12 protein-coding genes, 1 pseudogene and 1 riboswitch are annotated in these 12187 nt (G+C 43.0%); of the genes and pseudogenes, 4 read left to right on the top strand and 9 right to left on the bottom strand.

All coding sequences use genetic code 11. The annotated features are described in order from the left end of the window. Nucleotides 1–107: 107 nt before the first annotated feature. Nucleotides 108–770, top strand: coding sequence for a DUF2057 family protein (locus AB4512_RS17615; protein WP_136979510.1), 663 nt, complete (start codon nt 108–110; stop codon nt 768–770). Between the two features lie 179 nt (nt 771–949). Here AB4512_RS17615 and AB4512_RS17620 read toward each other — a convergent pair whose 3' ends face one another. The 3 genes from AB4512_RS17620 to AB4512_RS17630 form a co-directional block, all read right to left on the bottom strand. Then, a complete protein-coding gene (locus tag AB4512_RS17620) occupies nt 950–1972 on the bottom strand; it encodes an adenosine deaminase (protein WP_136979512.1) in 1023 nt (340 codons plus the stop codon). A gap of 90 nt (nt 1973–2062) precedes the next feature. Beyond that, nucleotides 2063–2162, bottom strand: a riboswitch (purine riboswitch). Between the two features lie 75 nt (nt 2163–2237). Next, nucleotides 2238–2732 carry a GNAT family N-acetyltransferase gene (locus tag AB4512_RS17625; protein WP_372133041.1) on the bottom strand — a complete coding sequence of 165 codons (495 nt, stop codon included), beginning with the start codon at nt 2730–2732 and terminating at the stop codon, nt 2238–2240. A gap of 166 nt (nt 2733–2898) precedes the next feature. Next, nucleotides 2899–3882: a DUF2860 family protein gene (locus AB4512_RS17630; RefSeq protein WP_372175270.1), complete on the bottom strand. Its 984-nt coding sequence runs from the start codon at nt 3880–3882 to the stop codon at nt 2899–2901. A gap of 238 nt (nt 3883–4120) precedes the next feature. Here AB4512_RS17630 and AB4512_RS17635 point away from each other — a divergent pair, with 238 nt between their 5' ends. After that, nucleotides 4121–4618, top strand: coding sequence for a fasciclin domain-containing protein (locus AB4512_RS17635; RefSeq protein WP_372175271.1), 498 nt, complete (start codon nt 4121–4123; stop codon nt 4616–4618). A 127-nt stretch (nt 4619–4745) separates the two neighbouring features. Here AB4512_RS17635 and AB4512_RS17640 read toward each other — a convergent pair whose 3' ends face one another. The 6 genes and pseudogenes from AB4512_RS17640 to AB4512_RS17665 all read right to left on the bottom strand — a co-directional run bounded on the left by AB4512_RS17640 (nt 4746) and on the right by AB4512_RS17665 (nt 8010). Continuing rightward, nucleotides 4746–5042 carry a hypothetical protein gene (locus AB4512_RS17640; protein ID WP_017064710.1) on the bottom strand — a complete coding sequence of 99 codons (297 nt, stop codon included), beginning with the start codon at nt 5040–5042 and terminating at the stop codon, nt 4746–4748. 131 nt (nt 5043–5173) lie between these two features. Then, complete coding sequence (locus tag AB4512_RS17645) at nt 5174–5431, bottom strand: hypothetical protein (RefSeq protein WP_017060020.1); 258 nt, start codon at nt 5429–5431, stop codon at nt 5174–5176. Between the two features lie 165 nt (nt 5432–5596). Beyond that, on the bottom strand, nt 5597–6079 hold the full coding sequence (locus tag AB4512_RS17650; RefSeq protein ID WP_372148879.1) for a GNAT family N-acetyltransferase: 483 nt from the start codon (nt 6077–6079) through the stop codon (nt 5597–5599). Between the two features lie 98 nt (nt 6080–6177). Beyond that, a pseudogene (locus tag AB4512_RS17655) lies at nt 6178–6492 on the bottom strand (cupin domain-containing protein). Between the two features lie 71 nt (nt 6493–6563). Beyond that, nucleotides 6564–7067, bottom strand: coding sequence for a YgjV family protein (locus AB4512_RS17660; protein WP_333912547.1), 504 nt, complete (start codon nt 7065–7067; stop codon nt 6564–6566). A 142-nt stretch (nt 7068–7209) separates the two neighbouring features. After that, the gene (locus AB4512_RS17665) at nt 7210–8010 is read right to left on the bottom strand and encodes a PhzF family phenazine biosynthesis protein (RefSeq protein WP_372175272.1); all 801 of its coding nucleotides are present in this window, start codon (nt 8008–8010) and stop codon (nt 7210–7212) included. A gap of 575 nt (nt 8011–8585) precedes the next feature. Between AB4512_RS17665 and AB4512_RS17670 the strand changes: the two genes are divergently transcribed. Together AB4512_RS17670 and AB4512_RS17675 are read left to right on the top strand one after the other, a co-directional pair. After that, nucleotides 8586–9617, top strand: a complete 1032-nt coding sequence (locus tag AB4512_RS17670; RefSeq protein ID WP_017060025.1) for a PotD/PotF family extracellular solute-binding protein — start codon at nt 8586–8588, stop codon at nt 9615–9617. Nucleotides 9618–9620: 3 nt separating this feature from the next. Further along, complete coding sequence (locus AB4512_RS17675; protein WP_372175273.1) at nt 9621–12053, top strand: putative bifunctional diguanylate cyclase/phosphodiesterase; 2433 nt, start codon at nt 9621–9623, stop codon at nt 12051–12053. The last annotated feature ends 134 nt before the right edge of the window (nt 12054–12187 follow it).

Consider the following 12187-nt stretch of genomic DNA (forward strand, 5'->3'; position numbering starts at 1 on the left):
CGTTGCGTTAAGATTTCGCAAATTTTTTCAAATCCTTATGACATGACTTGAATTGGAGTTCTTACCATGCGATTGTAGTTCAACTGCCCATAAACAACTGTATGATTATGAAAACATTAAAATCCATCGCGCTGCTTTCCACAATTATCGCAGCGCCACAAGTGTTAGCTGACGTAACAATTGAAGTTCCTTCTAGCGCAGATGCTTTAGTCGAAGTCTTAGCTGTTAATGAGGCTAAACCTGATCTCGACGGTGGTTTCTTCTCTTCGAGCAAAACGATCACCGTTCCAGATGGCGTAAACCAAATCGTTTTCAAATATCAACTGGCTTTCAGCCAAGGTAACGACCGAGAGTTTGTCGATAGCGATACCATTATTGCTACTTTTGATGCGACAGACACAGCATTGACGTTTGACATGCCTAAGTTCCGTAACACCAACGAAGCGAAAAAAGGCCTTCAAAACTTAGATTGGAAACTGGTTGATGAAAACCAAAATGCAATCAGTGTTAAGCAAGACAAACTTATCAAAGATGGCATGCAGATTGGTCGTAAGTACCCGCAAGAAGCGAAGGAGTACAACCAGAAAGGCGGCATCGCAGCACTTACAGTAGGTGCTAGCGCGGGCGCAGCAGTTGTAGCACAACCCGTAACGCTTCCAGCAAAGATTGACGGAAATGCGGCGAATACAGCTGAAGAAATGTTGTATTTCTGGTACGAAAAAGCGGATGCTGAAACGAAGCAGAAATTCAAAGACTACGTGAACAAGTAGCTCAATGGTCTTAATTTAAAAACGAAAGAAGCTGGCGCACTGCCAACTTCTTTTTTGTCTTCATCTAGATGATTTAGGCTTATATAGATTAAGCAGACTCAGTCGATAACACTTTTCCATCTACTTTTGTTGGCCACCCTAGCGCTTTGTATTCAGCTGCTAGTAAATGGGCACAGCGGCTAGAAATTCTGGTCAAAATCAGCTTTAGCTAAGTAACCTTGAACAAGCTCTCGATATTGCTGCTTCAATGGCGCTTCAATAAAGCTCGCGTCTATCGCATTCAAACTAAACAGCGCTAACTCCTGATGCGTCATCTCATGAGCTTTGCTCACCGCATTAAAGTTATCCGACATGTAACCACCAAAATAAGCAGGGTCATCCGAGTTAATCGTTACAGCCACACCCTTTCTGAGCAGTTCGACAATGTTGTGGTCTTCCATCACATCGAATACACGCAATTTAATATTCGACAGTGGGCACACCGTCAGTGGCATTTTGGTTTCAATCAGCTCTTCGATTAGAGCTTCGTCTGTCATGCACTGGACACCATGATCCACTCGACTCACGCTGAGCATTTCAATCGCATCGACAATGTTTTGAGCCGGCCCTTCTTCTCCTGCATGCGCCACCGTCAAGAAGCCCGCTTGTTTTGCTTGTTGGAATACACGCTTGAACTTCTCTGGTGGGTGTCCTAATTCAGAAGAGTCCAGTCCAACCCCGACGATCTTATCTTGATGCTTCAATACCTCTGCGAACGTTTGAATGGCGCTCTCTTCAGATAAATGGCGCAGAAAACATGCGATGATTTGAGAGGTAATGCCCAACTCTTTATGACCCTGTTCAAGCGCACGATGAATGCCGTTAATAGCGGTGTCGAATGCAATGCCACGATCGGTATGTGTCTGAGGATCAAAGAAAATCTCAGTATGGATAACATTGTCGGCTTTACAGCGTTCTAGATAAGCCCATGTTAAGTCGTAGAAATCCTGTTCTGTGCGCAGTGCATCAGCACCTTGATAATAGATATCCAGAAATGACTGTAAATCATCAAATTCGTATGCGCGTCTTAGTTGCTCTGGGGATGAATAAGGCAGCTCAATGCCATTGCGTTGAGCAAGCTGGAAAAGTAACTCAGGTTCGAGCGAACCTTCAATGTGTAAATGCAACTCTACTTTTGGGAGCCCTTGAATAAATGCGTTCATATTTCACCTACTATGGATTTTAGGTGTGCACTTACTCTGAATAATAGACAGGAGGTTTTCTTGAACGCCATTACAAAGAGTAAGAACACAATTGTGATCTAAACCCTTCGTAATCAGCACTTTGCGGGAGCTGGTAGAGACCCCCAAACCATATCATTGGGGTTATACGAAGCAAACGGTTGCTACTATACAGAGTTTAATGGGAATTTCACTAATCAATTGCTCATTAACCGATTTCTAAAGCAGGAACCTGTTTGGTTCGATCTCAACGGTAATCTGGTCGTATTCTCGACATCAGCAACATATCGATGTACTTACCCGCTTTGAACGTACTGAGTCTTTTTGTGCCTTCTAACTGAAAGCCTACACGTTCATACAAAGCAATAGCGGCGTGGTTATCGGCATGAACCTCTAACTCAAGACGCACGAGATTAAGCCAGTTATCCGCCTGATTGATCGCTTCTTGCATTAACGCCTTACCGACCCCTTTACCATGCATATCCGGGTGAATAGCAATACCAAAACCAGCGCAGTGCCTGTCTCTTACCTTGGTGGTCATGAATAAAGTAATGTGACCCACTACTTTGCCGGAGACTTCCGCAACCAGAGTGAAATGGTCTGAATGACCAAACAGTCGCTCCACTTGTTCAGAACTAAGATAAGGCTTTTGTGAGGTGTTTTCTGAAACTGAAGGGCGGCGATAAATATCGAAAATATCTTGGCTATCCGTTGCTTCTAAATGTCTAATTTGTATTTCCAAAGCGCTTCCTTATCCTATTATTTCTATCCATAAGCTAATTTTCATATTACGGATAGCAACGGGAACCTACAACCTTTAAAGGTGTAAGTGCCCGAAATAATTAAACAAATAGTAAGACTGAACTTAAACTTCTGCTTTGATGAGTATTTTTAAAATAGTGTGAATATCAGAATTTATAATCCACACCCACACTCGCTAATACTTGCTCGGAGTTATAGAAATCGATATTAGAATCTATGCTTCTTAAACCCAGTAAAGTAATGAACGCCCAATCTTTATAGCCCATCAAACCACCAAACTCATAAGCTAAGAATGCACCGAATTCATTCTCTTCACGTACTTGCCCGTAAATTGGATTCGACTCATCATATTCTCGATCACTTGCATCTAGGGTGACAACAAAACCATGACGACCGATTCTCTTCGCGTAGTTTAATTCAATACCATAACTATCGAAGCTGAGTGCTCCTCCTTCTGCGTCTGAGTGGAAATACACCATTGAAGGAACAAATAGACCTGCGTGGTTTGGTAAGATAAAGCGGTATCCTGCTTTGGCGTACACATAGGTTCTTTCCCTTTCCAGCAGCACAGTATCTTCCGGAGATAAGCCTTGGCTACCAGATAGCTCTTCATCAACATCTGATTGCCCAAATGCGAGATCCGTTCGAAAACCAGTTCCACCGATATTAGTGAGCTGCAGTCGTCCTACATTACCTTTCACATCCGTTTCATTTCGATTAACGCCAACAGCATACGGATCCGTCCAAGCCTTACCCGAGATAAGCGTAGGAAGAACAGAAAAATCCAATATGGTGCCACCAGAAAGTTGATATCGATAACCGATCTCAAACGCAATGGTACCTGTTGCAATATCCTCTCGTGTCGTACCCGCATACACTTGGTGAGTCAGCGATTCGCCAAAAGTATATTGAACAGTACCCAAAAAGCCGAGTAGCCCTTGGTTTTCACTCTCCCCTTCCTGGGTGTTGGTGGCTTGATTCGAATCTTGTTCAGTACTCAAATTACTACTGTCAGAGTAGAAACCGGCCAATACACTGAAGTTACCGCTGAAGCCTTCACTTGGAGCAAGGCCACTGTATGCAGGCATTGAAGCCAATGCAGAAAAGACTACTGGTAAAACAAACCTCATATTCACATCCATTACTTGAATAATCACCAAATAACTATAAGCATCAAATAACTATAAGCATCAAATAACTATAAGCATCAAAATGGAATTGTAACAAGCATTTAACAATATAAGTTTATTCGCTTGGCGCTGTCGATATCGCTAACCATTCACTCAAAGACACAACAAATTGATCTATCACGATTGGGCTTTCGTAATACCTCTCGAAAATAACGGACAAAACTCAAAGGAAGACAATATGTTTAATAAATTAATCAAAACCATGTCAGTGCTAGTTGCGACGCTTCTTTTTACGGCTTTTGCTCACGCTGACCACCACGGAATGAAGAAAGATATCGTTGACGTGGCGGCTGAAAACGGCTCTTTCAACACCTTGGTAGCAGCGGTAAAAGCGGCAGGCTTAGTTGAAACATTGAAAGGTGACGGTCCCTTCACTGTGTTTGCGCCAACGGATGAAGCGTTCGCTGCGCTACCAGAAGGAACGGTTGATATGCTGTTGAAGCCAGAAAACAAAGACAAGCTGATTGCAGTACTGACCTATCATGTGGTGCCAGGGAAAATAATGGCGTCTGAAGTGATGAAACTTGATAGTGCCGTAACAGTGCAAGGCGAAGCGGTAATGGTAGGAATTGATCACGGCAACGTGATGGTCAACAAAGCGCAGGTCGTGATGGCAGATATTGAAGCAAGCAATGGTGTTATCCATGTGATTGATGCTGTATTACTGCCTAAATAATAAAGATGAACACAAATCAAAGGTTCTTAGAGGGTGTGACAGGCTCACACCCTTTTGACGTTTAAATACCAAGTTAAGATCGGTATCAAACTAGCCGAACCTGCCTTTATATAAGCAAGAACCCGGATTACATAAACAAGCGCCCGAATATCAGAAAGGCCGCCATCGATACCACCTTCGTGAAGACCACTACCCAGATGCAGTCACCAATACTAGAGTGCGTCGCTTTCCCGAGTAGGAACACAAACAGAATCAACCCTAACACCCAACCTACTGTTGGAATCAATGACACCAGAGCAACGATAACAGCAATAGTAAGAAGGGATTTAAAATCTGCGACCACGAAAGACATTTTAGAGGCGATGTACATACAACATGCGGTGATTAATGCGTCCATCACAAACGCTAAAGCTTCAATACCCACTTTACTTCCTTCACTGATATTAGTTGAAGTGAATATTATCTCTAAAGAGATGATTTTTCTTGAATAAGAGAACAAAAAGCAGGTGAAAACTGTGTCAAAAATGAGATTACCGTTCGTCTGAAGGCATAGGTTTATTTGTTCGAGTCTTCTAAGCCTTTGACCAGTGCTCGCGACCGAGTCTGATTTGCTTTTTGATAGGCATCAAAGCCATCTTCGCGTTTACCTCCGAACAAACAAAGAAACGAGTTGATGACAAATGAAAAGAATGAGATGACGACAACAAAGAGAGGAAATAGCCCCGACACCCCAGCATCTAAGGCAAGAACGCCAACAGCGAAGGACAACATCGACACCAATGTATATAGTTTAGATCTACTCACATGACTCATGAACAACACTCCTTGTATTCATTCAATGTTTAGATTAGACAAATTATCTTGCACACAATTTGAACTCATCGACAATATCAATAGATCAGGAAAAGTTATCCTTAATAAGGTTCATTAATATTTCAAACTCGGTTTCTGTATCCCTAAGAACACGAGTCCGCCTATTCAGCTGCCTTGTCCATCTTCAACTATCTTTTCCATCACGTAATTGGTCAGCTTTACGCCACGCATTTCGACTTCCTGTTCATTTACTACCTTAAAGCCAAGGTGCTCATAAAAAGGCCTTGCGGTAATACTTACTTCAGAGAAATATCTCGATACGCCACGAACTCGACCCACAGTGAAAACATGTTCCATCAACGCTTTCCCGACACCCTTCCCTTGATATTCGTGGTGACAGAAAAAGTGATCAATCAAGCCGTTAGGTTGCAGGTCAGTATAGCCAACAACGCAGCCATCGAGCTCAGCCACAAAGGGTTGTAACCCATTCATACGCTTTTGCCATAACGCAAAGTCAAAGCTACTGGGTGCCCAAGCTTCGACTTGCTGTTGAGAATAATCTCGAACATTCACGTTACGTACGGTATGAAAGAAGATCTCCCACAGTGCTTTGTCATCATTCGCTTGATAGTTTCGAATTCTAATCACAACATACTCCTTTTTGTCTTAAGTCCTTTCTGAGGTGAAAATAAACAGCTGAATCAGCAAGCTTTATAACCTAACAGCCTCAGCTTTAGAGCAAGATATCAACGATAAAACACAGCGAGCCAGATCGTCACCGCATCTTTATCCGCCCTCAGCACCTTGTGTTTTTCACCTGCGGAAATATTGAGATAATCCCCTTTAGACAAGGTAACAATGCGACCATCTTCAAACTCAATCACCCCTTGCCCATCGATCACCATCACCCATTCATTCTCATCTTGATCATACTAACCCTCGTCTGGTGAACTGTGTCCATGCGACAATATTCTTTCGATTCGAACACTGTCGTTGGCAATCAGGTCATTGAATATCTCATTAGGTAGTGATGAAGGAACATCATTGTAAATGTTTGGCATCAAGCTCTCCTAGCTAGTATTGAATTGAATTGAATTGATTAATAATTTGGGCCTTAACTTCAGTTGTAAACCTAAGCAGCGGCACTCTTTCTGAAATAAAAACGGTAATAACCCACCAAGTTACTGCAGATAAACAGCGCCTCCATAACAACCGCTGTTGGCGAGCCAACTAAGTAATTGTGAACCAACCAAAAGCTGGTTCCGATGATCATCAATTCTCTTAATCGACGGTCATCTTTATTGAAGGCAGCAAAGGTTTGAAATACGGAGGCAAAGCAACTCAATATGCTAGTCAGTCCTGAGTAAGTCACTGCGGTTGCGACCACCGACATCGAACAGAACAAATATTTGAATTTGGATGCGGTAGAAAATACGCTCGTCAAATAGCGAATCGTAGCAATCGTCATTAAGCTCGCCGCTGTCCATTGTTCAAGCAGGATAAAGTGACTCGAAATAAGAACGCCAGCAAAGAACAGACAAGTGACGATTTTCTTCCTTTCCTTGAATTGGAATGACAGAAGATCAAAACAAATGGCTATCGCGACTAATACTTGAGAAAGGTAAAAGGCAGACACGGTGATTCCTTCAATAATACATTACGCCCTAGCCGCCTCTTTTAACTGTGAACAGTCGAATAAAACGTACTAGGCGGTTCCAACGATACAGGTCAAACAGCGCTCTAAAACTTCTATAGAGACCTAAAGCTTCTATAGAGATCTAAAGCTTCAACACGCCACTAATCACAGTGGTCGCAGAACCGATTAACTTTATTCGCCCATTAGCTAAGAGCTCTGTCGACATATAACCACCACGACGAGACGCCTGATAAGCACTGAAACTGCTTTTGTTGAGCTTTTCTGCCCAGTGCTGCGTCAATGCGCAATGCGCCGAACCAGTCACAGGATCTTCATTAACCCCAACCCAGGGTGCAAAGTAACGAGAAACAAAATCAAGTTCCGTATTTGCTGCCAATGCTGTGACCACAACACCGCGACCTTGAATGCCTTTTAACGCATCAAAGTTTGGTGAAAGCTCCAATAACACTTGTTCGTTGGAAACTTCGATTAACTGCTTAGAGTCAAATTCTCTGAATGAAACTACTTGATGCGGATCTATACCTAGGTGTTCAAGCAGCGTGAGGTTGGGTTCAGAACGCAATGATAGCTGTGTACTAGGAAAATCAAGCTCGATAGACGATTCACAAACGGCGGCAGATAATTCCCCAGATAAGGTGTTAAACACGACCTTATCACCTGTCTCAAGCAGTCCTTGTTCTTTCATCACATGAACCGTTGCCAGTGTGCCATGTCCACACAGCTTCACTTCGACTTCGGGAGTGAACCATTTAAGCGTCATAGTGTTAAGCGCGAGAAAAGCCGTTTCAGATACCGCCATCTCTTCAGCGATTGAAAACATTAACGACTCATCCAACGACTCTTTGGAGATACAGACCCCGGCAGGGTTCCCTTTAAACGCTTGAGTTGTAAACGAATCTACTTGATATATCTCTAAATCCACAATGGCTCCTAAATGCACAACATTTCCCAAACCGGCAATCATGGCTCGTTGGGACATAACCTAGATATTGCTGCCCACAATAAGCACAATCACCTTGTGCTACAAGTCTTTAGCAACAACTTTATCGATACTTATTGAGAAACGAAACAAATGATAAACAAAACGTTATAGAAGTGTTTTTAGGGATAAAAGAACATTGAACATAAGAGTAAATCGCGATGGCAAAACAAAGGAATAACGACGATTAATGCGAGCGAAAACCCGAAAAAGGTAATCACCGCATCATTATTTAATGCTTAATATTTGCATAATAACTTGTAAGAATGGATATTATGATGAATATTAATTTAAATAATCCATTCACGGACAATAAACTGGAATACGTACTTGTGTTGAATACGATACGACGGAGTCATCCTTGCCTCACACGATAAAGGTTCGGTATCAAGTAGGAGTAGCAAGTTGCTATTTGCATGAAATGCATGAAGTTGAAGTTAAATTAAGTGCCTAAATTTGAATCATGTCGCAAATTTTGGGCTACGATTTAGTTATCACGTACGAAAGGGAATCCGTCAGTGAAAGCGTTTTGCGTATCAATACTTGCGTCAACATCCTTTTTGGCTAGCCCTGTATTTGGCCAGCAGCATGATATTTATCTCTACAATTGGGATGAATTTTTATCTGACAGCGTCGTTACCCAGTTGAGTGATACCTACGGCATCTCACTAAAGCAGCAATATTTTTCTGACGAGTCCATTCGTGATGAAGTGCTATTGAGTGAACGACGAGGTGCGTTTGAATTGGTTGTCATTGAAAGTATGAAACTGAAAGCGCTGGCTAAACAGAACTTATTCCACAACCTGAGCGACTTGCAGCAATCCCTTTCAAGCAACTTTGACTCAAGATGGGTGGATGGGTGTGGCGAATATGGAATCCCCTACGCTTGGGGGACATCCGGCATCTTATACCGAAGCGGAAAAGTTGAGACTCCCAAGTCTTGGGGCGCTCTTCTAGACCCTGAAACCAAAACCAGCGGCCGAATCAGCATGTATTATGAGCCTACGGATTTGGTGAGTGCTGCGCTTCTGATGAATCAATTTGAGCCGTTTACCAACAACGAACAAGAACTTCGAGTCGCTTACAAAACGCTACAAGCACAGAAGCCTCACCTTGAAAGTAATGAATACGTTGTCGATTATATTCGTCATCCCGAACACTTAGCCAACATCGACCTCGCCTACGGATACTCAGGTGACAGCTATGTGCTTAATGATGCCGAACCTGAGGCATCTTGGGCCTACACAGTGCCTCTAGAAGGAACAACCTTATGGTTAGAGTGTATGGCTGCAATTAACAACGGAGAGCGATCTCCACAGGCAACCACGATTCTCTCCTTCTTATCGCAACCCGAAATCGCCGCTCAAAACGCAATGGATTCATGGTTTGCAACGCCAAGTTCAAAAGCAAAAGCACTCACTTCTCAGGAGTATCAAAACGATCCCGAGCTTTTCCCGAATAAAGAAGTATTAGATCGCAGCTACCTTTATCAGCCGTTAGAACCGAGTAGCATTCAAATTCGCAATCGTATTGTCGACAGTTTGAGATAACTCATGCCAGTATTGAAGAAGCTCTATTTTGTACTTTTACCAACGCTGACATTTGTGCTCCTGATAGCAGGAATCGTGATGTACAACTTCGCATCAAATCATGCTAAGCACATGTATTTGGACAAGGTGCAATCTGATGTGAACACCGCTTTAGTCGCGGCGGAATACGAGCAGCTCGGCTTGTCCTTACTAGTTAAAGATATCGGTTCTTCGTTGCAGTTCCTCCGCTACATTCAAAATCCTGGCGACTACACGACTCTATCGCTATTGGAAAAACGAGTACTCCGAGTATTAAGCCAGAATCACGTCAATCAATTTGGGCAACGCAATGTTTATATCGTGGACCCTAAGTTCAAATTAACGCTTTCGACTCTCAGAGCCGATCCTTTCGAGGGGCTAAAAATCCCTGACAAGATTTATGAAAGAGTCTTCGACATATACACCTCGTTAATCAGCAAGAAGGAACTCTCCTACGAAGGCTTCTCTTATATCTCGATCAGTGGAGAGCTCAGATACTCGTATGTTGCAGCAATTGACCCTTACCTCCTTCCTCAAGACAAACGTGCAAGTAACAGTTTAAATCGCTACATCTTGATTGCTGACGGACCTCTGATACAACTCTCTAGCTTATTAATCAAATACAATGACGATGACAATATTCAGTTCTTAATCGAGCCATCCTCTGACGCTGCCAACATCGGAAATACCCAATTCGTTATCAAATCAATTGAGCAAACCCAAGATAATATCAATGTGCAGATGACCAGCCGAAATCTCATCGCGCAAGTAAATATTCGAGAACAAAAGTTCAACCATGAGAAAGCCATCATCACTAAACAAACCTTGTTAGGTGGCTTTGGCACTCTCTTTACGATCATGTTGATCGTGCATTTAGTGGTGCGTTACCAACTTGTGCGCCCGCTTAAAGACTTACTTCAAGAGATATCGATCGGCGGGCTCAAACTTAGATACTTCAAACGCTCATCAGGGCAAAGTGAAATTGATGGTTTAAAGAACGCGTACATAGACTCATTAACAGAGTTGAAGTTCGAAGCCGAATTCGACCAACTCACCAAGCTAGCTAACCGACGCTCTTTCATCAGACACCTTGATGTACGACTAAAAAGCTCGATGAGCCCACACTGCTATGTGGTTTGTTGGGACATCATCGATTTTCGTAAAATTAACGATCTCTACGGGGCAAAAGTTGGTGATAATGTACTGATAAGCTTAGCTAAAGCACTGAAAGAGACACTACAAAACCAACAAGCCTCTTTGGGCTTTAGTTGCAGTGATTACTCTTTAGCCAGACTGGGAGGGAATCAGTTTATCGCGATCTTGGAGATGGGTAAGAACCAAGTGATAAACGAAGAAATTGAGAACATCAACAATACGCTGACCGGCACCACCTTCCTTGACTACTATGGGTTTCGATTATCACTCGCAACAGGTGTTTTACCGCTCGACACGCCAAAGTTCGATGAGATTTGGCACCGATGCATCGATGAAATGTTAGCTAATGCGAAGTCTCATAGTGATGGCGAAAGTCGTATTGTTTATGGCGAAGAGTTGTTACATACCTTGGAACGCCATGACGTTGTAGAGAAAAGACTCTTAGAGTGCTGCGAAAGTGACAACTTTGAACTTCGCTTTATGCCTATTTTTAACGCCAAGACACTTGAGATAGATGGCGCGGAGTGCCTGATTCGTTGCCCAGCCTTATTCGATATCGATGCGGGACCAGAAGAATTTATCCCAGTTGCAGAAAAGAGTAACCTTATTGCCAGGCTCGACATGTGGGTCATTGGCACCGCGATCAAAAGCTATAAAGAGCTTTCAGAACTTCATAAATACAAGGGCACTCTGTCAATTAATATCTCGGCGATGGAGCTCTACAACCGTAATTTTGCCGACAACATCCGTAAAGTACTCGAACGTTATCAAGTGCCACCTGGCAACATTATTATAGAGATTACCGAGACCAGTTACGTGAAAAGTACCAAGCTTACGGTGCAGACTATCGAGAGCCTCAGAAGCTTAGGTTTAAAGGTCTCCCTTGACGATTTTGGTACGGGCTACACAGCGTTTAACCAACTTCTCCACTACCCTGTGGATGAGCTCAAAATTGATAAGAGCTTTATCGATAACATGGTAGACGACAAGGCCGACCGCAAGATGGTCGAATCTATGGTTAACTTAGGCCACTCTTGTGACACGCTAGTCGTCGGAGAAGGTGTTGAGTCGATAGAACAGTATCATTACCTCAGAAAAGCCAACTGTGACCTAATACAAGGCTACTTCTTCAGTCAGCCACTCACTTATCTGGAATTCATCGAGTTTGTTCGAAACCATAACCCGCAAGCAATTTTAAACCCGCAGTCTGTTAGCAGTTCGAGATCTAACGAGCGAATCGTTGCACTCACTCAAAAGCAGTAACCTTAAACCTAAACCTCAAAGCCTCTCTTCCTATTCAAGCGCGGAAAGCCACTATAGCGTAAACGCCCCATGAACCTACAGGGCGATATTACTAATGTTTGAAGTTCCAAGGCAGGAGTGCATCGATATCGGGC

Origin of the sequence: Vibrio sp. 10N.222.52.B7 (assembly GCF_041474275.1) — a bacterium.
GTDB classification, from domain to species: domain Bacteria; phylum Pseudomonadota; class Gammaproteobacteria; order Enterobacterales; family Vibrionaceae; genus Vibrio; species Vibrio crassostreae_C.